This is a genomic window from Affinundibacterium macrobrachii (genome assembly GCF_014652415.1).
GTDB classification, from domain to species: domain Bacteria; phylum Pseudomonadota; class Gammaproteobacteria; order Burkholderiales; family Burkholderiaceae_D; genus Undibacterium; species Undibacterium macrobrachii.
This window is the reverse complement of the sequence record NZ_BMYT01000006.1, coordinates 201,927-223,993: the sequence shown is the minus strand read 5'-3', so window position 1 is coordinate 223,993 and position 22,067 is coordinate 201,927. Positions and strand designations below refer to the sequence as shown.

Annotated in this window: 19 protein-coding genes; 11 read left to right on the top strand and 8 right to left on the bottom strand. The window is 46.1% G+C overall.

What is annotated here, in order from left to right; translation table 11 throughout:
- Positions 1 to 96 precede the first annotated feature (96 nt).
- The 8 genes from glyQ to gloA all read left to right on the top strand — a co-directional run bounded on the left by glyQ (position 97) and on the right by gloA (position 7,893).
- The gene (gene glyQ / locus IE103_RS16165) at positions 97 to 1,086 is read left to right on the top strand and encodes a glycine--tRNA ligase subunit alpha (RefSeq protein WP_229827323.1); all 990 of its coding nucleotides are present in this window, start codon (positions 97 to 99) and stop codon (positions 1,084 to 1,086) included.
- Positions 1,087 to 1,129: 43 nt separating this feature from the next.
- Entirely contained in the window at positions 1,130 to 3,214 is a 2,085-nt protein-coding gene (gene glyS, locus IE103_RS16160) for a glycine--tRNA ligase subunit beta (protein ID WP_189347173.1), read from the top strand.
- Between the two features lie 224 nt (positions 3,215 to 3,438).
- A complete protein-coding gene (gene gmhB / locus IE103_RS16155) occupies positions 3,439 to 3,999 on the top strand; it encodes a D-glycero-beta-D-manno-heptose 1,7-bisphosphate 7-phosphatase (RefSeq protein ID WP_189347172.1) in 561 nt (186 codons plus the stop codon).
- A gap of 35 nt (positions 4,000 to 4,034) precedes the next feature.
- A complete protein-coding gene (locus IE103_RS16150; RefSeq protein ID WP_189347171.1) occupies positions 4,035 to 4,769 on the top strand; it encodes a lysophospholipid acyltransferase family protein in 735 nt (244 codons plus the stop codon).
- A 129-nt stretch (positions 4,770 to 4,898) separates the two neighbouring features.
- Complete coding sequence (locus tag IE103_RS16145; RefSeq protein ID WP_189347170.1) at positions 4,899 to 5,789, top strand: M48 family metallopeptidase; 891 nt, start codon at positions 4,899 to 4,901, stop codon at positions 5,787 to 5,789.
- Between the two features lie 11 nt (positions 5,790 to 5,800).
- The gene (locus IE103_RS16140) at positions 5,801 to 6,589 is read left to right on the top strand and encodes an AraC family transcriptional regulator (RefSeq protein ID WP_189347169.1); all 789 of its coding nucleotides are present in this window, start codon (positions 5,801 to 5,803) and stop codon (positions 6,587 to 6,589) included.
- 81 nt (positions 6,590 to 6,670) lie between these two features.
- The gene (locus IE103_RS16135; protein WP_189347168.1) at positions 6,671 to 7,399 is read left to right on the top strand and encodes a transglutaminase-like domain-containing protein; all 729 of its coding nucleotides are present in this window, start codon (positions 6,671 to 6,673) and stop codon (positions 7,397 to 7,399) included.
- An 89-nt stretch (positions 7,400 to 7,488) separates the two neighbouring features.
- Complete coding sequence (gloA, locus tag IE103_RS16130; protein ID WP_189347167.1) at positions 7,489 to 7,893, top strand: lactoylglutathione lyase; 405 nt, start codon at positions 7,489 to 7,491, stop codon at positions 7,891 to 7,893.
- A 103-nt stretch (positions 7,894 to 7,996) separates the two neighbouring features.
- Here gloA and pgi read toward each other — a convergent pair whose 3' ends face one another.
- The 5 genes from pgi to IE103_RS16105 all read right to left on the bottom strand — a co-directional run bounded on the left by pgi (position 7,997) and on the right by IE103_RS16105 (position 15,398).
- Entirely contained in the window at positions 7,997 to 9,643 is a 1,647-nt protein-coding gene (gene pgi, locus IE103_RS16125; RefSeq protein ID WP_189347166.1) for a glucose-6-phosphate isomerase, read from the bottom strand.
- Positions 9,644 to 9,703: 60 nt separating this feature from the next.
- Positions 9,704 to 10,483: a 16S rRNA (adenine(1518)-N(6)/adenine(1519)-N(6))-dimethyltransferase RsmA gene (gene rsmA, locus IE103_RS16120; protein WP_189347165.1), complete on the bottom strand. Its 780-nt coding sequence runs from the start codon at positions 10,481 to 10,483 to the stop codon at positions 9,704 to 9,706.
- A 55-nt stretch (positions 10,484 to 10,538) separates the two neighbouring features.
- Complete coding sequence (pdxA, locus tag IE103_RS16115; RefSeq protein WP_189347164.1) at positions 10,539 to 11,603, bottom strand: 4-hydroxythreonine-4-phosphate dehydrogenase PdxA; 1,065 nt, start codon at positions 11,601 to 11,603, stop codon at positions 10,539 to 10,541.
- Positions 11,604 to 11,622: 19 nt separating this feature from the next.
- Positions 11,623 to 13,053, bottom strand: coding sequence for a peptidylprolyl isomerase (locus IE103_RS16110; RefSeq protein WP_189347163.1), 1,431 nt, complete (start codon positions 13,051 to 13,053; stop codon positions 11,623 to 11,625).
- Between the two features lie 107 nt (positions 13,054 to 13,160).
- The gene (locus tag IE103_RS16105; protein WP_189347162.1) at positions 13,161 to 15,398 is read right to left on the bottom strand and encodes an LPS-assembly protein LptD; all 2,238 of its coding nucleotides are present in this window, start codon (positions 15,396 to 15,398) and stop codon (positions 13,161 to 13,163) included.
- 482 nt (positions 15,399 to 15,880) lie between these two features.
- Here IE103_RS16105 and IE103_RS16100 point away from each other — a divergent pair, with 482 nt between their 5' ends.
- Genes IE103_RS16100 through IE103_RS16090 form a run of 3 tightly spaced genes read left to right on the top strand, consistent with a single transcriptional unit; the run spans position 15,881 to position 18,867 of the window.
- Positions 15,881 to 16,942 (top strand): aminoglycoside phosphotransferase family protein, encoded by a 1,062-nt coding sequence (locus tag IE103_RS16100; RefSeq protein WP_189347161.1) that lies wholly within the window; start codon positions 15,881 to 15,883, stop codon positions 16,940 to 16,942.
- Positions 16,943 to 16,954: 12 nt separating this feature from the next.
- A complete protein-coding gene (murU, locus tag IE103_RS16095) occupies positions 16,955 to 17,701 on the top strand; it encodes an N-acetylmuramate alpha-1-phosphate uridylyltransferase MurU (protein ID WP_189347160.1) in 747 nt (248 codons plus the stop codon).
- A gap of 11 nt (positions 17,702 to 17,712) precedes the next feature.
- Positions 17,713 to 18,867: an FAD-dependent monooxygenase gene (locus tag IE103_RS16090; protein ID WP_189347159.1), complete on the top strand. Its 1,155-nt coding sequence runs from the start codon at positions 17,713 to 17,715 to the stop codon at positions 18,865 to 18,867.
- A 193-nt stretch (positions 18,868 to 19,060) separates the two neighbouring features.
- On the opposite strand, the gene IE103_RS16085 is transcribed toward IE103_RS16090, so the two are convergent.
- The 3 genes from IE103_RS16085 to IE103_RS16075 all read right to left on the bottom strand — a co-directional run bounded on the left by IE103_RS16085 (position 19,061) and on the right by IE103_RS16075 (position 22,066).
- The gene (locus IE103_RS16085; protein ID WP_189347158.1) at positions 19,061 to 20,881 is read right to left on the bottom strand and encodes a M61 family metallopeptidase; all 1,821 of its coding nucleotides are present in this window, start codon (positions 20,879 to 20,881) and stop codon (positions 19,061 to 19,063) included.
- A 14-nt stretch (positions 20,882 to 20,895) separates the two neighbouring features.
- A complete protein-coding gene (locus IE103_RS16080; protein WP_189347157.1) occupies positions 20,896 to 21,351 on the bottom strand; it encodes a DUF3429 domain-containing protein in 456 nt (151 codons plus the stop codon).
- A 103-nt stretch (positions 21,352 to 21,454) separates the two neighbouring features.
- The gene (locus IE103_RS16075) at positions 21,455 to 22,066 is read right to left on the bottom strand and encodes a nucleotidyltransferase family protein (RefSeq protein WP_189347156.1); all 612 of its coding nucleotides are present in this window, start codon (positions 22,064 to 22,066) and stop codon (positions 21,455 to 21,457) included.
- Between the last annotated feature and the right edge of the window lies 1 nt (position 22,067).

The window sequence follows — 22,067 nt, the reverse complement described above, 5'->3', positions numbered from 1 at the left end:
AAATCAAAGGTTTATAAATTCCTTGCTCATGTCGTTCAGCTTGCTTTTCAAGGCACATGATATAGAGCAACAATCCAGCACAAAGGCAGAAGAGCTATGCTCACATTTCAACAAATTATTTTGACCTTACAAGATTATTGGGACAAACAAGGCTGCGCACTGCTGCAACCTATCGATATGGAAGTCGGCGCGGGTACATCGCATACCGGAACCTTCTTACGTGCGATTGGCCCTGAGCCTTGGCGCGCTGCCTATGTGCAACCATCACGCCGTCCAAAAGATGGTCGCTACGGTGAAAACCCAAACCGCCTGCAACATTACTATCAATATCAAGTAGTGTTAAAACCAGCACCAGAAAATATTTTGGACTTGTATTTAGGCTCTTTGAAAGCCCTGGGTCTCGACCTGCAACAGAACGATATTCGTTTCGTCGAAGATGACTGGGAAAACCCAACCTTAGGCGCATGGGGCTTAGGCTGGGAAGTGTGGTTGAACGGTATGGAAGTGACGCAATTTACCTACTTCCAACAAGTGGGCGGCTTAGATTGCAAACCGATTCTCGGTGAAATCACCTACGGTATCGAACGTTTGGCGATGTATTTGCAAGGCGTAGAAAATGTCTATGACTTGGTTTGGACTGAACGCGAAGAGAACGGCAAAACCGTGCGTTTGTCTTACGGTGACGTTTTCCACCAAAACGAAGTAGAGCAATCGACTTTCAATTTTGAATATTCGAACACCGATTTCTTATTCTCTCTGTTCAGCAATTACGAAGCAGAAGCGAAACGTTTGCTCGAAGTCACCGAGAAATCTTTGGCCTTGCCTGCTTACGAAATGATTTTGAAAGCAGCGCACACCTTCAACTTGTTGGACGCACGCGGCGCAATCTCAGTCACCGAACGTGCTGCTTATATTGGCCGTATTCGTAACTTATCACGTGCTGTTGCGGCAGCATATTTGTCTGCACGCTATCAATTGGGCTTCCCTATGTGCGCAGAAGACGACCAACATAAACGTGAGGTTGTAGCCGCGATCGAAGCACAACTCGCGAAAGCTACAGCACAAGCAGCAGCGACAGCAGCTTAAGCACTTCGCTCAGCCATAGACAAGTACAGAATTGAGATTGAACATGAACCAAACACTTTTAGTTGAATTGTTTACCGAAGAATTGCCACCAAAAGCCCTCGCCAAATTAGGCGAAGCATTTGCTGCAGGCATCGTCAATGGTTTGAAATCGCGTGATTTCTTAGAAGCAGATTCCGTTGTTACTAGCTTTGCTTCACCACGCCGTTTGGCTGTGAGTATCAGCAAAGTACGCGGCACTTCTCCAGATAAACAAATGCGTGAAAAAGTATTGCCTGTGTCCGTGGCAATCGATGCGAATGGCTATGCCACAGCGCCCTTAACAAAAAAACTCGCCGCCTTGGGTTTCCCAAATTTGCAAGTATCCGACTTAGAACGCGCTATCGACGGCAAAGCAGAAAGCTTCTTCTACAGTTACACAGCACCAGGTAGCGCATTGGCAGGCAGCTTGCAATTGGCACTAGAGGAATCCATCAGCAAGTTGCCGATTCCTAAGGTCATGAGCTATCAACGTCCTGATGGCGCGACTGTGCATTTCGTGCGCCCAGTGCATAGCATCATCGCCTTGCATGGAAAAGACATCGTCCCACTCAGCGCCCTTGGCTTAACGGCTGGGCGTGTCACTCAAGGTCACCGTTTCTTGTCCGCCGGCCAAGTGAATATCGCTGATGCGGAAGACTACAACCGCGCCTTGAAAGAAGAAGGCAAAGTCACTGCCAACGTCACTGAACGCAAAGAACAAATTCGCCAAGCTTTGCTGGCGAAAGCCAATGGTGATCAGGTCTTAATGCCAGAATCTTTGCTCGACGAAGTCGCAGCTTTAGTTGAATGGCCTGTCGTGTATGAATGCCATTTCGAAGAAGAGTTCTTGGCCGTGCCGCAAGAATGCTTAATTCTGACCATGCAAACCAATCAGAAATATTTCGCTGTGACGGATGCTGCTGGCAAATTGCGTTCACGTTTCTTGATCGTTTCTAACTTAGCGACCGACACACCAGAACACATCATTCAAGGCAATGAACGTGTTGTGCGTCCGCGTTTATCTGATGCGAAATTCTTCTTTGAACAAGATAAGAAAAAATCTTTAGCCGACCGTTTGCCGCAATTAGCCAATGTCGTGTATCACAATAAACTCGGTAGCCAAGCAGAACGTACGCAACGGGTTCAGTCTCTGGCTGGCACGATTGCAAAATTAATCGGTGCAGATGTGGTGCTCGCTGAGCGCGGTGCCTTATTGGCGAAGGCTGACTTGTTGACCGACATGGTCGGTGAATTCCCTGAGTTGCAAGGCATTATGGGCACCTACTATGCCAAGCATGATGGCGAGCACGATGAAGTCGCGGCGGCAGCTTCCGAACACTATCAACCACGTTTCGCGGGTGATGCTTTGCCTGCAACAGCTACGGGTACTGCCGTCGCGCTTGCCGACAAGCTCGAAACTCTGGTCGGTATCTGGGGTATCGGTTTGCAACCAACGGGCGACAAAGATCCATTCGCCTTACGTCGTCACGCGCTCGGCATCTTGCGTATGTTGGTCGAAAAACGTTTGGCGATTTCTCTGCAATCCTTGATCGCTGCTGCCACCACATTATTTGCTGGCAATGCGAATTTCAAAGATCCAAGCGCTGACGTACTGACCTTCTTGTATGACCGCTTACGTGGTCAATTGCGTGAACGCGGTTTCTCACAAAGCGAAGTAGAAGCAGTGGTTGCACAAAACCCAGATAGCTTGGACAACATTGTGGAACGCTTACAAGCCGTACAAAGCTTCGCGGCATTGCCAGAATCTGCTTCATTAGCGGCAGCGAACAAACGTATCACCAACATCTTGAAAAAAGCGGAAGCTACGCCAGGTGAAATTAATGCTAGCCTGTTGCAAGAAGCAGCAGAACAGGCATTGTACAAAGCCATGGTCGATGTCAAACCTAGCGTTGACGCCGCGTATGCAGCGGGCGACTTTACAGGTGCGTTGAAAACTTTAGCAGCCTTGCGTGAAGGTGTCGATGCATTCTTTAATGATGTGATGGTCAATGCGGAAGATTTAGCATTGCGCAATAACCGTTTGGCATTACTCGCATCTCTGCATGGCATGTTGAACCAAGTCGCGGATATTTCGAAGTTGGCGGCGTAAGCAATTCACATAAGTAATTCAAACTCCCCTCTCCCGCCAGCGGGAGAGGGCTAGGGTGAGGGTAATTCAGAAACCGCAAAAGCATTCAAAAGTAAAACCGCGACGCGTTGTGATCAAAAAATGCGAACTTGAAATAGTTTATTGGAATCCGAACCACCCTCATCCCAACCCTTCTGCCGCTTGCGGGACAAGGGCGCTAAAGCAAAGAATGTTAGGGAACAACAATGACACCACCAAAACTCATCATCCTCGACCGCGATGGCGTCATTAATCATGACTCCGACGCTTTCATCAAATCACCTGATGAATGGCAAGTCATACCCGGTTCAGCACAAGCGATTGCGCGTTTGAATCAAGCGGGCTATACCGTGGTGGTGGCGACTAACCAGTCTGGTGTGGCACGTAAGCTGTTTCCAATGACTACACTCAATGCGATTCATCAAAAAATGCATGCAACTGTCGAGCAAGTGGGTGGCTTAATCGACGCGGTGTTTTTTTGCCCGCACAGCGCGGATGATAATTGCGACTGCCGCAAACCCAAACCCGGCATGCTGCAAGAGATCGCAAACCGCTACAATGTCTCGCTCAAAGGTGTGCATTGTGTCGGCGACTCTTTACGTGATTTGCAATCGGGTTTTGTGATGGGCTGCATTCCGAATTTAGTATTGACTGGCAAAGGTCAGGGAACGATGAACAAAGGTGGTTTACCACCAGGAACACAAATCCATTCCGACCTTGCGGCGATGGTGGAAGCACTGCTCCATGCAGAAGCCGCAGCCGACTAATTTTTAATCTTATTTCTTTCGCTTCAGGATTATTCATGTATTCAGCATTATGTTTTATCCGCTCTTTGCTTTTCACGATTGTGATGGTCGTCGCCACCGTGATTTGGGCACCTATTTGTTTTTTGTTCGCGCCGCTTCCTTACAATCAACGCTATTGGGCAACCGCACGCTGGAATGTTTTCATCATCTGGGCAGCGAAAGTAATTTGTGGGATTCGTTATCAAACCCGTGGATATGAGAATTTTCCTGACGGTCCAGTGATCGTTTTATCAAAACATCAATCTGCTTGGGAAACCATTTTCTTATTAATGTCGACCCCGCGTCCATTGGTGTTTGTGTTTAAGAAATCGATTACCTATATTCCCTTTTTTGGTTGGGCAATTTCTTTAATGAAAATGATCCCGATTGATCGTAGTAAAGGCAAAGACGCCTTCGCACAAGTTGTAACGATAGGGCGTAAGCGTTTGGCCGATGGCCAATGGGTCATTATGTTCCCAGAAGGTACTCGTATCCCGGTTGGACAAAAAGGTAACTACAAAGGTGGCGGCACGCGACTGGCGATTGAAACCAATACACCAGTCATTCCGATTGCCTTAAATTCTGGCGAATGCTGGCCTAAAAATTCTTTCATCAAACGTCCCGGCTTGATCACCGTCTCAGTAGGAAAACCGATCGCACCAGGCGACATGAATGCGACAGAATTGATGACCAAAGTTGAAGATTGGATAGAAGCAGAAATGCGCGTCATCTCTCCGCAAGCCTACAAGTAAGCCTACAAGTTAGCTACAAATAAGCCGCTCAATCAAAGCCGTGCTAAACTCGTTAGCGTCAGCTGCTCGCTTGGTTTTAAAAAGCTTATCCAAGCAAGCGCTGCGCTACAGATTAGATTGAGAGAAGTCATGTCCGCTGAGAATTCTAAAAATACTGCACGTTCAGCACAAGCAAGCTTGATCCAAGGATTGCAACGTGCCTTGCAATTAGATTTTTTCAACGATTTATTTGGGGGTAGTGAGCAAGTAATAACACCTCACCGTCCGCCAAACACAATCGACCCCGCCAATGGCGTGCGCAAACGCCAAATTCTGATCCAAGACCAAGTTCTCGACTATGAATTGCGTCGATCAAAGCGCCGTAGCATAGGCTTTTTGATTGGCGCTGAAGGCCTACGTATCACTGCACCTCGTTGGGTAACTGTTGCCGATATCGAACAAGCGATACGCGAAAAGCAGCAATGGATCATTGCGAAACTAAGTGAAAAACGAGAACAGAATCACAGGCGCAAAGAAGCCACAATGCGTTGGGAAGATGGTGCACGTTTGCCCTATCTCGGCAAGCATCTGACGCTGCATATCCGCGAACAAAGCCGAGCATCCATTTACCACGATGCTGAGCAAGATATTCTAACTATTTCCATACCGCCCGATAGTCACGAGCAACAAATAAAAGATCGTGTCAAAGCTTGGTTGCAACAAGAAGCAAAACACTTATTCAATCAACGCATGCCTTTGTTTGCACAACGATTGGGTGTAAGTTATCACTCCATGAGCTTATCATCAGCAAGGACTCGGTGGGGATCTTGTACATCTCAAGGGAAAATACGGCTGAACTGGCGACTCATACACTTTTCAATCGACATAATTGATTATGTGATCGCACATGAACTTTCGCATTTACGTGAAATGAATCACAGCGCAAAATTTTGGGCGACTGTCGAATCAATCTACCCCGAATATGAACACGCAAAACGCAAACTGCGTCAACATGCGAATGCAGAGTTGCCCACTTTTTGAATTTCATTTGCATGCGCAAACAGACTCGTTCCATTTCTAATTTGAACTCACAAGGTTTGAACTCACAAATTTGGGCGGGAGAAGTAGGCATTGAGATAGGCTTCGCGTTTTTTATTGGACAATCTGGAGAGAACCGATCACACGCACATTGGGCGCATCAATGCATCGTGCGGCTAGATCAGCCTTTTACGATCATCAGCGGTGAAACACAGCTCCAAGCAAATGCGATCTTTGTACCAGCAGGTATCGAACATCGTTTAATCGCAACTCGTCACCTCTCTCTATTTTTTGATCCTACCAGTACGCTAGCAAATGCTTTATGCGAACATCTAAAAGATGCACAATCCATACAAGCCCTACCACCAAGAATTGCCGACTTTTTTCAAACGCTGCTTCACTCAGAAAGTTCCATTCAAAACTTGTATCAAAATTGCTTAGGATTTTTTAAGCATCATCGCGTGATCAAGAAACGCGATCCACGACTTCCACTTATTTTGCAAACGATTCGACAAGAAGTGGGCACAAGCTATAGCAAACGTAAGGAACTTGCACAGCAAATTGCCTTGTCAGATTCGCGCTTCTCGCACTGGTTTAGAGAGCAAACAGGTATGCCCTTACGAAGTTATCGTAAGTGGTTACGCCTTATCGTCGCACTTGAAATGATATTGAATGGTAGTAGCGCAATCAATGCGGCGCATGCAGCAGGTTTTTCTGATCAAGCACATTTCTCTCGCAGCTTTCTAGCGATGTTTGGTGTCTCACCACAAAGTTTATTACCACATCTACAGCGTCGAACTTAAATTCAGCAGTTTCGTTCAAGACACCACGTTTCGAGATTGCCATACTAAGGCATCGATCATTCAAACAAAAGGTGAAACTAAATGGAACAATTTCTACGTCCAACAAATTTGCTAGATTTCAATCACGACAAGATCAAGCAACTGATTGCCAGCAGGGCTTGGCGAAGCTTGCCACACACTGAACGTATCGCAAGCATTTACGATTTCGTTCAAAACCAAATCACATTTGGCTACAACGAAGCAGATGACTTACCCGCATCGCGGGTCCTGGCTGACGGCATTGGGCAATGCAATACCAAAACGACTTTACTGATGGCGCTCCTACGCAGTTGTGAAATTCCATGTCGCTTTCATGGATTCACTATCGATAAAGCATTACAAAAAGGCGCGATCAGTGGGCTTGCTTATGCACTTGCACCACGTAGCATCATTCATAGCTGGGTTGAAGTCTGGCATCAAGATCGTTGGATCAATCTAGAAGGTTTTATTTTAGATAAACCCTATTTAAGTAGTGTGCAGAAACAGTTCACAGAAATTAAGGGCGCTTTTTGCGGCTATGGCATCTCGACTAAATCACTATTACAACCTGATATCGAATGGCGCGGTACCGATACCTACATACAAAAAGAAGGGATCAATCATGACTTTGGTGTTTTTGATGCTCCGGATGATTTCTATCTGAAACATGGAAGCAATCTATCGGGTATCAAACGTTTCCTGTTCTTACACTGGATCAGGAAAAGTTTGAACCATCGCGTACAAAATATTCGTCAAGGAAATTGGTCTTCAATCAAATTACCGCACAAATGAATCCACAAATGCCCCCCAAATGGACGCACAAAAGCGCATTGCCAGACTCAGCGTTACAATATGGTTTTCAATAAAACGACAAACTGATTATGCGATTACTTCACACTATGCTGCGCGTAGGCAATTTGCAGCGCTCGATTGATTTCTACACCGAAGTATTAGGTATGAAATTACTCCGCACTTCTGACAATCCAGAATACCAATACACACTCGCCTTCTTAGGTTTTGGCAGCAATCCTGACCACGCCGAATTAGAACTCACCTACAACTATGGCGTTGAGTCTTATGAAATGGGAACAGCCTATGGTCATATTGCCATCTCGGTTCCTGATGCGGCAGCTGCTTGTGCCGCTGTCAAAGCGCGAGGTGGTAACGTAACGCGTGAAGCAGGACCGGTCAAAGGTGGTAAAACCGTGATCGCGTTTGTACAAGATCCTGATGGCTACAAAGTGGAATTGATAGAACGTGAATTCGATACGCCAGTGACCTTGTAATATCAGTGCAACCTGCGCCATGTAAGTGTTGAATGACTTGTGGGCGGCGCGGGTTGCACCCGCCCTACAAAGACTACAAATAAACAATTCCGACAGTCACACTTCAATTATTCCCATAGCGACGGAAATAAGAAATCAAACCGCGCGTAGAATCATCTAGCTGCGCATCGTAGGCTTTATCACCATTTAAGGCAGGTAATAAGCTATTCGCTAATTGTTTGCCCAATTCTACGCCCCACTGGTCGAAGGAATTCAGCCCCCACACTACACCTTGTACGAACACTTTATGTTCATACAGCGCGAGTAACATGCCGAGTTGGAATGGGTCTAAACTCGTCATCAATATCGTGGTGGATGGTTGATTCCCAGCGAACACTTTATGCGGCAATAACTTAGCGATCTCGGCTTCTTGCAAGCCAGCTGCGGCTAACTCTATGCGTGCTTGTTGTTCGGTTTTACCAAATGCCAATGCCGAACTTTGTGCCAAACAATTCGCCAACAAAGGTGCTTGATGACCGGGCAAAGGATAGTCGCTGCTCGCTGCTACTACAAAATCGCAAGGGATCAACCAACCGCCTTGATGCAATAATTGGAAGAACGCGTGTTGACCATTCACGCCAATCTCGCCCCATACGATAGGGTTGGCGCGACAATTTAAGGGCTCGCCATCTCGCCCTACTGTCTTACCATTGGACTCCATTTCCAACTGCTGCAAGAAGCCAGGCAAGTGACGCATCGATTCGTTATAAGGCAACACTGCCGTGGTCTCTGCTCCCAAGAAGTTGGTGTTCCAAATCGACATCAAGGCCAATAGCACCGGCAGATTTTTATCTAATGGGGCGCTACGAAAATGGCTATCCATGGTTTCAGCGCCTTCAAGCAAACGCTCAAATCCACGCATACCAATCGCCAAAGCTACTGACAACCCTACTGCCGACCACAAGGAATAACGCCCGCCGACCCAATCCCAAATTTGTAAAATATTCGCCTCGGGAATACCAAATTCTTGCGCCTTACTTGGGTTCGAAGTGACCGCAATAAAGTGCTTGGCAATCGCCCATTCTTCCATCGCCGCAGCCATCAACCATGTACGTGCGGTGTGCGCATTAATGCTGGTTTCTTGCGTCGTAAAAGTTTTGGATGCGACGATGAACAAGGTTGTGTGTGGATCGAGCTTTTCTAAAAGTGGTGCCAAATGCGCGCTATCTAAATTAGATACGTAATAGAAGTTCAATCCAGGATGCTGTAAGGCAGACAAAGCGCGCGTGGCAAGCTTAGGACCAAGATCCGAGCCACCTATCCCGATGTTGACGATATTCTGGATTGCGTCACCTTTAAATCCACGCCATAGACCACTACGCACACGCTCGACAATATCGCGCATTTGTTTGCGTACTGCGTAGACTTCGGGCATCACATCATTTTCTGCGCTGGGGAATGGCGTAAAGTCGGTATGACGTAAAGCCGTATGTAAGACCGCGCGATTTTCACTGAAATTAATTTTCTCACCAGCGAACATGCGATCACGCCAGCTTTCAACTTCAGAATGTCGCGCTAATTGAATCAAATCATTGAGTGCTGCTGCATCAATTCTTTGTTTCGAATAATCGACCAATAAGCCATCTAACTCCAAAGAAAAATGCTGAAAACGCTGCGGATCATCCGCAAACAAATCGCGTAAATGCTGAGTTTGCAAACGCGCTTTATGTCCCAACAAAGCTTGCCATTCTGGAGTGTTGATGAGATTCATAGCTTTAGCTCGTATTTTGTATTAATGGACTTCAGGATCAACTTCAGATCAATTTAAATGCTATGGATGCTGGTCTAACAAATTCGCCAACGCCACATAGTGTTCTAGGGGAATTGCTTCGGCTCGTAATTGCGGATCGATACCGACATCAATTAATTGCTGCTCGGTGAACAATCCCGCTACACAATTACGGATGGTTTTACGACGTTGTGAAAACGCTTTAGTGACCACTTGTTCCAACAGCGGCAATTTACAAGGCAATTTTTCTTTTTTCGGAATCATGCGCACAATCGCAGAATCGACGCGCGGTGGTGGATCGAACGCAGTAGGTGGAACAATAAATAGCAATTCCATGTGATAACGCCATTGCAGCATCACTGACAAACGCCCATATTCTTTGCCGCCAGGCTCAGCCACCATGCGCTCAACCACTTCTTTTTGCAGCATGAAATGTTGGTCTTCAACTTGCTCTGCGTATTCGGCAAGATGAAATAGTAAGGGACTAGAAATATTGTAAGGAAGATTGCCAACGATGCGCAGTTTCTTACCTTGATTCACTGGGATCGTTGCGAAATCAAATTGCAGCGCATCACCTTCGTGGATAATCAATTTACTTTGATCAAAACTTTTCTTCAAACGCGCGACCAAATCACGATCAAGCTCAACCACATGTAATTGATCCAAGCCTTCTAGCAGCAAACGTGTCATCGCTGCTAATCCAGGTCCGATCTCAACCATGCTCTCGCCCAGCTTAGGATTAATCACCTGAATGATGTCACTCAAGACTTGTTGGTCTGTGAGGAAATTTTGGCCAAAACGTTTTCGCGCTATGTGTTTCATATTATTTGTATTTTTACGTTATAGCGTAGCGAATCATTTCGTACGCGGTGATAACTTAATGATGGCGAGTTGCCGAGTTCGTGGCAGCATGTTGGCGTGCTACCATTTCTGCGGCAATCCGAATCGCCACTTTCATACTTCCCGCATCTGCTAAGCCCGGACCTAATTTTGCCAAATCCAAAGCAGTACCGTGATCGACTGAAGTTCGAATTAGCGGCAAGCCTAGAGTGATGTTCACGCCCAAACCAAAACTCGCATGCTTTAATACCGACAAACCTTGATCGTGATACATCGCCAGCACACAATCGGCGTCTTTCAAATATTTTTGTTGGAACAAAGTGTCAGCTGGAAAAGCACCATGTACATCCATCCCCAAACTACGCGCATGCAAAATTACGGGTTTGATGACATCAATTTCTTCCTGCCCAAGGTAGCCATTTTCCCCTGCATGCGGATTTAAGCCCGCCACATAAATCTTTGGTTTGGCGATACCAAATTTGACTTGCAAATCATCATGGATAATCTGCAAGCTAGTCAGCAAATGATCAAATTGAATTGCGTCTGGAACCGCACGTAGAGGCAAGTGTGTCGTTGCTAAGGCCACCCGCAATGCTTGCGGCAAATGCGCCGATGCTTCACATGCCAGCATCATCACCACTTGTGGTGTCTTCGTTTGTTGCGCTAAATATTCCGTGTGTCCGGTGAAGGCAACGCCTGCATCATTGATCGTACTTTTTTGCAGCGGTGCAGTGACCATCGCGTCACACCAGCCTTGTTGTATGCACTCTATCGCTAAATCTAGGGTGGCTAATACCGCGCGACCATTACGTGGATCGAGCTGCCCTGCCACCACATGCGCAGCAAGCGGACAATCGATCACGGTGATTTGATCTTTACCACAACCGGGCAAGCCATTATTTCTTAGCGCTTGCTGCGAGATTCCCATGAGTCGAATGTTTCTATCCAAATCATGGGCGAGCATGGCTAAATAAGCGGCGTCACCAAGCAACACAGGACGCACTTGTGTTCGCAATTCCCAAGCCGCCAGCAAAGATATCTCTGGACCTATGCCGGCTGGCTCACCAACAGTAATTGCAATGACAGGTAAAGGTGATCCCATTATGTGTGGTGCTTAGTGATTATTTCTGCTCGTTACGGAATTCAACATAAGCCCGGTCGCGCAATTGGCGCAGCCAGTCTTGCAAGGCTTCTTCAGATTTGCGCGCGCGTACTGATTGACGCGCAGCGACACGCTTACGCTCTTTAGAGTCATCACTAACTTTACGCTCTACCACTTGCAAAATGTGGAAGCCCATTTGCGTTTCGATAGGATCACTGACTTCATTGATCGCCAATTTATTCATAGCAGCTTCAAACTCTGGGAAAGTATCGCCAGGATTGACCCAGCCCAGATCACCACCTTTAGAGGCTGAAGTATCAACCGAATTCGCTTTAGCTAATTCTTCAAATGTCGCTGTTTTATTAACGATTTTTTGTTTGAGTTCTGCCAAAGTGCTCTTCACTTGCGCCGCTGTTAATAACTGCGTAGGACGCATCAAAATATGGCGCACGTTTGTTTCTTGCACGGTGTTGCTTGCCGCCACCGGTGCCACATCACGTTTGCCTAACAACTTGAAAATGTGGAAGCCATTTGGACTACGCACGATTTCAGAAAAACCACCGACAAAACTAATTTTATTGACCGCTTCGACAAAAATCGTTGGGATTTTGTCTTGATCACGCCAACCGACTTCGCCACCTTTGAGTGCTTCACTAGAATCAGAGTAGGTCGCCGCCAATTTCGCGAAATCATCACCGATACGCAATTTTTTGTACGCCTCTTGCGCACGTGCGCTACGTTGAGCGATCACTTCTGGTGTTGCGTTCTCTGGAATACGCACCATGATGTGACCTAGATTGATTTCTTGATTTTTACTTGGCGCCGCTTCTTGTGCCGCGATGAAGTTATCAACTTCTAATTCAGACACTTGTAATTTGCTTTCAACTTCACGTTCACGCACACGCTGCATCATGATGTCGTCACGAATCTCTTCGCGGAACGCAGAGAAAGAAGTACCGTCACGTTCAATTTGATTGCGCAGTTCTTGCAACGTGGTTTTATTTTGCTCTGCCATTCTTTGCAAGGCACGGTCGAGCATAATGTCATCGACACGCATACCTTGTTCTTTGGCCAGTTGAACTTGCAAACGATCAATGATCATGCGTTCCAAAATTTGTTTTTCGAGATCAGCACGCGCTGGCAGTGGCGTTCCCTGTGCTTTCAAACTACGCTCGATGGAATTGATACGCTCTTGCACTTCCATGTTGGTAATCACTTCATCATTTACCACCACGGCGATACCGTTAATAATTTGCGCCTTAGAAACCTTTTTGACTGGCGCTTTAGTCGCACTAGCTAACGGGTCTTCAATTGGGGCGACTGGTGAAGCCGATTGTGCTTTACTTGCTGGTGCGGCTTGTGACCACGCATTCGCGGAAATAGAGAGTCCAAATAAAGCGGTCAGGCATACAGATAAACAGATTGCTGCAGGGCGTTTCAATTGATTCATGTGCAAATTGTGTCGCATAGTGATCCAAATTCATAATAAAAATGAGGTGCTAGCTAATCTACCTCGACTTTTATCGCCATTTTCTGGCGAAAGCTGCAATATACACGCTAATTCGTAGCCTGATAACCGGAAATATTCTTTTTCAAAGTTTCGACTGGATTCGAGCCAAATCCTATGCGGGCTAGGCCGTTTAACTCTAGCTGAATCGAAAAACCCGAGTTGTTCGATAAATTGGTGGTCGCAAAACGATGCGCCACAAAGCGTAAAGCCCAGCAATCCGCGCGATACTCAAATCCTGCTAAACCTTCCACCATTTTACTATTTTGCAAAGAATAGTTGCTCTTACCGACGACATACCAGCGTTGTGCGACTGGCCATTGTCCTGACAACTCTAACTGTTTCAACACTTCGCGCTGGAATTGGTATTGCAAGTTCAATATTTTCTTCGGTGCAGGCTGCCAACGCACTGCATAATTCGATCGAACGGATTGTCGATCACTTTGACTCACTTGCAAAGCAGCTTCAACGTTTAAAGTATCAGAAACCTGCCCAGTTCCAGCCAATAGCAAGTCCGAGCGGCTAGGGCTTGAAATACCATCCAAACTAACTTTTTGCGTGTTGAAATAAAAACGCTGACCAAGCGCAAACTTAAATCGCTCGACACCATTGTCTTCAATAAAGCGAGAAACCACTGCTGCCGTCACTTGATTCGAATCGCCAATACGGTCGTGTCCTGTGAAGCGATTTTCACTAAAAATCTGTGCGAAATTAAAATCTGCTAAGGCAGTATCAAAGAGAGGATAATTTTTTTGATCGCGGAACGGGGTGTTCACATAAAACAAACGCGGTTCTAGCGTTTGCGTCATTTTATTTCCCAGTAACTTGGCACTTCGCTCAAAGATCAAGCCACTGTCCACCGAAAAACTCGGCACAGTTCTCTGTAATCGATCCGGCTGCCCAGCCATAGGATTATCGATCTGGTAGCTAGTGGCATGGAACGACACTTTCGGCACTACAAAATACGCAGGCTGAATAAATGGCAATGACAGTTGTGGATTGATCACAGCGCGCTGACCACGCGTTAATGTTGGGTGCCAGAAGCGTGTCATCGATGCATCCACTGACCAATCCAATCCAAACACATCACTCTGCCCAGCGCGGAAACTCAATTGCGGTAATCGTTCATAAGGCAAAGTAATCGGTGCCGTCACGTCTTGTAATACTTGATAGCTAGTCGAACGCAAAGAAGCATTCCAGAACGAACCGTAGTAATCTAATCCAATATCGCGCACCAATAAACGCTGCGCAGTCTTAGTCGTGGAGTTAGAAAAATCGGCTGGATAATCATTATCCGATGCCTTATTCATATTCCAAGAAAAGACCAAAGCCGGCGTCAAATTCTGTTTATGTACAGAAGCGCCCGCATAACGTGTGGTCTCGGTTAATTTGTCGCGTATCACTTCCACCGCGGTTTCGCCTGCATAGGTTTCACCGAGGTAACGCCCTTCCATGCCTAACTGCAAACCACGTCGAGCGATCAATTTAGGATGTAAAGTGAAATCCCGATTCGGTGCAATATTGAAGTAATAAGGCATACCAAATTCGACGCCACCTTTATTCGAATGCCCAACGGTAGGTGGTAATAAGCCCGAATGGCGTGCGCCAGACAATGGGAAACTAAAGTTTAACCAAGATGGTGTACCCATAATTGGCACGCCTTTAAAATACAGGACAGATTTACCCGCGATGCCTGTATCCAATCCAGTATCCAAGCTCATGGTATCTGCTCGCAAGTACCAATCGGGATCTAAACCTTCACACGTGCTGTAAGTGCCGTTGGTAATTTTGGCCTTTTCTTCACTCTCAAATTCAATTTTATCAGCGCGCCCTTGCCCATTATTCTTCGCGAAAAAATAGCTAGGATTTTGCACATAGCCAGCACCAGTTTCTAATATGAAGCGCATCAAATCGCCGCTGTAACAGTCGCCATTGCGCTGCAATTTGACCTTACCTGTTGCATCTAATTGGTCTTCAACTTGCAGGTATGTCGCTTTATCGGCACTGAAATTTAAGTTGCCGCGTGTGACTTCAACTTGATGATCCAAATTAATCACGCGATCTGGTTGACCACTGACATGCTCCGCCTTAATGACGGTTGTGTTGATTGGCTGAGAAGATGAATTTTTTACCTCGAGCTTTGGCTCTACTTTTAACGCCAATTTGTCTACGGTCTTGTCACTTACCACTTCTTGTGACGCAGCTTCTTGCGCCTGAGCTGAAGAAAATGCAGACAACAAGCAAACTGCGATAACTGTCTTCGCAAATGCTGGGCTTGCAGGAAACATAGCTGTGGATTGCGATGAATGCGATAATAACGCTTTTGTAGAATGACTTTTCCGAGGCATGGAATAATTATTGAATGACATTAAGTTAAATGTTTCTCTAGCGCTAAAGATTGCTTCACACATTGCTTGCGTAAAATAACGGAACGCTGATGTGCTGACGCAGACAAGAGCAGGCGATGAAAAATGCAAGGAAGCTCATTGCAAAATTCTAAGCCAATAAAAGCGCTCTATTATAGGCGCAAACGCTAGGCTAAATTGCTTCCCTGCATAGAGTTACATTATTTGGGAGTCTTATTTAATATCTCATTTGAATTCTTAAGTAGTTGAAATCAAGTCTGTCTTATGTTGAATGCTCGTTTCACTGCATTAATCCACATAACTGAGCTAAATAACTGAGTCAAATAATTTATCTTAAAGTCTTAATTAATTATTCACTACGCAAACGCCATTCTTAACGATCACTTTTGTTACACGAGCCAACCATGTCCGCTAATTCGCCTAACTCTTCAGCCAGTCAATCCGCGCAAGACGCACAGCGCCTGCAAGATTTACATCTTTGGCTAAGCAAATTAACAAATCCAAAATTAGATTTAAGCAGCATACGACCTGCGTCCGCGGATGCCAGCTTCCGCCGTTATTTCCGTATCGATGGGGAAGCCGAAGGCACTAAGTATAGCTTCATCGTGATGGACGCACCGCAACCGCAAGAGGATGTCAAACCTTTCATCCAAATCGCGCAATTGTTTAAACAGATCAACTTAACAGTGCCAGAAGTGTTAGCGCAAGATACCGAACAAGGCTTTTTGCTACTCACTGATTTGGGTACGACTATGTACTCGCATGTACTCAATAGCGATACGGCGCACAAACTGTACATGGACGCGATCGATTCTCTGATTTTATTGCAAACCCAAAGTCAGCCAGATGTGTTGCCTGAGTACGATAGAGAATTTCTCAAGCGCGAATTGATGATTTTCCCTGAGTGGTATATCAACAAGCACTTAGGCATCACACTCACCGACGAACAAAATGCAAGTTTGCATAAAGTGTTCGATGCTCTGCTCGCGAATATCATGGCGCAGCCTCAAGTCTTTGTGCATCGTGATTATCACTCGCGCAATTTGATGTTAATGGACAAAGGCAATCCCGGCATCTTGGATTTTCAAGGTGCTTTGTACGGCCCACTGACTTATGACTTGGTGTCTTTGTTACGTGATGCGTATGTACAATGGGATGAAGAAATGGTTTTAGATTGGGCGATTCGCTACTGGGAAAAAGCCAAAAAAGCGGGCTTACCAGTCGCTCCTGATATCGATACCTTCTATCGTGATTTTGAATTCATGGGCTTACAGCGTCATTTAAAGATACTTGGCATTTTCGCCCGCCTCGCCCATCGCGATGGCAAACAACATTATCTCGACGACATGCCAACCGTGATGGAGTACGTGCGTAAAACTTCTCATCGCTACAAAGAATTGATTCCGCTATTACGTTTATTAGACGTGTTAGAAGAAACCGCACCGCAATTTGGATACACTTTTTAAGAGGATCGCCGCATGAAAGCAATGATCCTTGCCGCTGGCCGTGGCGAACGCATGCGTCCGCTAACAGATACTTGTCCAAAACCGCTATTAAAAGTACGCGGTCGCCCACTGATCGTCTGGCATATTTTAAATTTAGTCAAAGCTGGTATCACCGAGATTGTCATCAATCACGCGCATTTAGGACAAATGATCGTTGATGCAATTGGTGATGGCAGCAAATTTGGCGCGACTATTTCTTACTCGGCGGAAGAAACTGCATTAGAAACTGCCGGTGGTATCGCCAAAGCCTTGCCGTTACTTACCGACGGCGAAGAACCTTTCATCGTGGTTTCTGGAGACATCTACATTCCGCACTTTAATTTTGCCGAATGCTTAAACACTTTAGAAGCAGAAGATATGTGGGGGAATCCCCATCCATTAGATAAGCGCGATGTCGCTTGGTTGTACATGGTGAAGAATCCTTCGTTCCATCCCAAGGGCGACTTTTCATTAAGTTTGATGGGATTATCCAATGATGACAATGCTGGTGCAGAGCGCGTCACGTTTGGCAATATCGGCGTCTATCGTCCCGAAATGTTTGCTGGCATCCAAGCTGGCGAACACGCTAAACTTGCACCTATCCTGCGCAAATATGCTGATCAAGGTCAACTCGGTGGCGAGCTATATCGTGGAGAATGGCATAACCTCGGAACGCCTGAGCAACTGGCCGCATTAAACGCACCACCGATCAACTTTGCCTCACAAGATAAACCGCATTAATTTTGATTCGCATGTCCAATACAAGCCATAAAAACCAACACAGCAAAATAGCGATTTGTGGCGCTGGTCCGGTTGGTCAAGCCTTAGCATTAATGTTGCATCAACAAGGTATGGCGGCTGCGGACATCGTTTTATTCGATGCGAAGAGTAGTGAGCAAGCCAACCAAGATGCACGCAGTATCGCGCTCTCTTATGGTAGCGATCAACTGCTCAGCAAGTTACATGCGCGTCCGCAGAGAACGACAGCAATTACGGAAATCCACGTCTCACGCCGCCGTCATTTCGGGCGTAGTTTTTTGACGGCAACCGATTATCAATTACCAGCACTTGGTTATGTGGTGCGTTATGGCGATATCGTCAGTCCTTTAGAGCAAGCATTATCTGTCGCTGGCATTACCACACATCGCCCGGTTCAAGTCGTCAACATCGAAGATGGTGATCAGTTTGCCAGTGTTCATTTACAAGATGGTAGTGTGCATACGGCTGAATTTGTGATTCAAGCTGAAGGCGGCACCTTTGCGGATCAAGAGCAAAGGCAACGACATCATGACTATCAGCAAACCGCATTGATTGCGCATGTCATCGCAGATCGACCAATTGCACATCGCGCCTTCGAACGCTTTACTGATCAAGGGCCGATCGCGCTGTTACCGCAAGATGATGGCTATTCTTTAGTCTGGTGCATGCGACCAGAAACTGTTACCACCATATTAGCGTTAGACGATGCAGCATTCTTACAAGCACTTCAGCAAGCCTTTGGTGAACGCTTAGGACAATTTACTTCGGTGAGCAAACGGGTATCGTATCCTCTTGGTCTTAACGCCCAAGCACAAGCCGGTCTGCGTAGTGTACGCATAGGCAATGCCGCACAAACCTTGCACCCTGTGGCGGGACAAGGTCTCAACTTAGGATTACGAGACGCTCATTGTTTAGCGCAGTGCCTGAGTCGTGATTTTTCGTCACAAGCACTACAAACATTTTTACAGCAACGCAAAGCAGACCGACAAACCACAATCAAACTCACCGATACCATGGCAAAAATGTTTGCGAGTAGTGCGGATGGTAGTTTGATGCAGGGTTTATTTGGCTTGGGTTTAAGTGCGGTTGATTTGCTGCCTGTCGCAAAGAAGGCGCTGGCTGAACAAATGATGTTTGGTTGGCGCTGAATTTAAAAAATACCTTTATCCGCGATTGGATGAAGGGAAATTCGTCATTCCCGCGAAAGCGGGAATCCAGTGGCACCAAGAACTAAAGACACTGGATCCCTGCCTACGCAGGGATGACATCGAAATGTTTTGCGCTTATTGTGTTGCGATTATTATGTCTCGCTTACTTTTTAGCTTAGCTGAACAGCATCAACTACAAAGACGGTCGTTTTTGAGCCCCAGCCAATTTCTGATTCTTTGCCAAACTAATCGCCAACATGGGCGCATCGTCTGCCTGCAATTTCAGATCCACGGTCAACAACTCATCGCGTCTAAAAGCATGTATCTGTACCGTCTCACCAATACGATAAGCAGTCAGCAAATTAGCTAAGCTGTTACCCACATCAGCAGCGGTAACACGCAAGCCATTAATCGCCACCAACACATCACCCGCAGAGAGTCCGGCACGATGTGCGGCACCATTTTCATAGACATGCGCCAACTTACAATCAGCACCACTCTTACTTAGACGTACATTCAGAGAGGCTTTCTTGCTCGCAGATTGTTCAATAACGTCGACCGCAAAATCAGCATACAACTTTGCCAAAGGCACATCCTCAACACCTTTGATGTATTTGTCGATAAAACGCTGAATCTTCACACCAGTTGCTTGCTCAACTAAGTTCTCAAACTCCGTCTCGCCTAATCCTTGTTGCTTACCAGACTGTGCTTTCTCGTAGAAATCTTTACCGTATTTTTTCCATAGCGCGCGCATCACATCATCGAGTGATTTCTTGCCTGCAGTTTCGTGGCGGATAGTCAAATCCAAACCTAGTGCAACTAAAGAACCTTTGGCGTAGTAACTAACAATCGCGTTTGGTGAGTTTTCATCTTGACGATAATATTTGGTCCACGCATCAAAACTAGAATCGGCAACACTTTGCTTTTTACGTCCAGAACCACGTTGCACTGTATTGACGGTTTTTGCGATCAAATTTAAATACGTTGCTTCGTCAATTAAACCGCTACGACGCAAGAACAAATCGTCGTAATAACTCGTGAAACCTTCAAATAACCAAAGCAAACTCGTGTAATTTTCTTGACTCAAATCATATTGTGCAAATGCCGCTGGTTTGATACGTTTGACATTCCAAGTATGGAAATACTCGTGACTGCACAAAGCTAGAAAGCCGCGATAGCCTTCACTCAGGCTCGTATCATTCTTGGTCGGCAAATCAGCACGATTACAAATCAATGCCGTTGACGCGCGGTGTTCCAAACCACCATAACCCTCACCCACTGCCATCGTCATAAACACATAACGCGGCATCGGTGCTTGCTTGGTTCGCGGCTCGAAGAAAGCAATTTCGGTTTCACAAATTTTCTGTAAGTCTTTCGCAATGCGAGCCAAATCGATATTAGGAACCTTGCCCGTCACCACGAAATCATGTGGGACACCATGCGCTTTAAAACTGACCAAAGCAAAATCACCCATTTCAACTGGATGATCAATTAAGTCATCATAATCGCGGGCGATATAACTTCCAAAACCATAACGCTTAGCCTTTAGTTCTGGCAAAGACGTCGCGACACGCCAAGCCTTGCTTGCGCTATCGACGGGTTTTTGAATATCTACAACATGCGCAAGTTGCTCTTGTCCATGTGCTTGTAAGAATACGCTGGTGCCATTAAAGAAACCATGCGATTGATCCAAATGCGCAGCACGCACAGATAAATCCCACGCATAGACTTCGTAACTGATCTGTAAGCTCGCATTCGCATCGCAAGGCGCAGCTTGCCAACTAGTCTTATTCAATTTTTTTAACGCGACTTTTTTGCCATTGGCGTGCGCTTGAATCCGAATAATATTGCGAGCAAATTCGCGCACCATGTAACTACCTGGTATCCAAACTGGCAGTGACACTACTTGTCCGTTGGGATCAGGATTCGAAATCGTTAACGTCACATGAAATAAATGCGCAGCTAAATCATGCGAGGTAATGCTGTAATGCACAGCGCTTTGTTGCTTAGTCATATTGCGCTCCTTGATTACAAACGAATATTCGCGGCGAGAAAAGTGAACACTTGCGTTGTGACCACCACAGCCGTTAAACGGAATCGCAATTCCACAAACCAAGCTGGCATCGCAAAGCGTTGGTACATACGTTTATCGTATTGATAGGAATAAATGAACGCGCCCATCTGAATCAAAAATCCAATCACCGTGATTTGCGACAATGCAAACCAAGCGATAATCACAGGCAGCACACCAGAAAGCAAATCACGCTTGGCTTCTTGCGCACTACGCTCTTTACCAATCAAAGCCAAACCCCAATGCAAGCCACCTAAAAACCCCAAAATCGCAATACCATAAACTAGCTGGGCTTCGACGAAGAATTGCATCCATTCAGGATGAACAATCCAGCATAACAAAGTGAGTAAAACAAAAGGAACGAGGCCAACTAAGCCAAGGCGGGTAGCGAACTGTTTATCGAGAGTTTCCATATCAAGCAATTTGAATCGTGCGGTGCGATCTTTGAAATAAAGGCGCTATTTTAGGCGAAATATGCACGGACTGCGATCAATGATAGAGAACCAAAGACAAGTTCTAAAGATAAACTGATAAATCTTCTGGGCGATCAATATCATGAAGAATGCCAACATCATCGACTTCGATCTCAGTGACATGCTCAGTTTGCAATAATTGGCGAGCGCCGCGATCACCGCGCAAATTCATCAAATGCGGTAGATATTTTCTTGAAAATCCAACCGGATTACCGCGCTGCCCACGACAAACTGGCACCACAAGATCTGCGCCCAATGCGAGTACATCACGAATCGCGCTTAAAGTCTGGATTGCTACAAATGGCATATCGGCCAAGGCAATCACAAAGGCATCAGCATCAGCTGGAAGTTGTTCGACACCAGTACGAAGCGAATGTGCCATCCCTAAGACGGCATCCTGACAAATATAGGTTGGAAAGTTAATGGCATGCAGAGATGCCTGAATTTGTGACGCCAAGTTTGAAGTAGCTGGATTAGCTAACACCGCCCAACTTTCTGGCAAAACTTGTTGCAAATTCTGCGCACTCGCACTTACAACATTGACTCCAGACGGCAGCACTTGCAATAACTTGTGCTGCGCTCCGCTTGGATCAAAACGTTTCCCCTGCCCTGCCGATAACAAGATGCCACAGCAGAGAAAACGCTGATCCTTCATA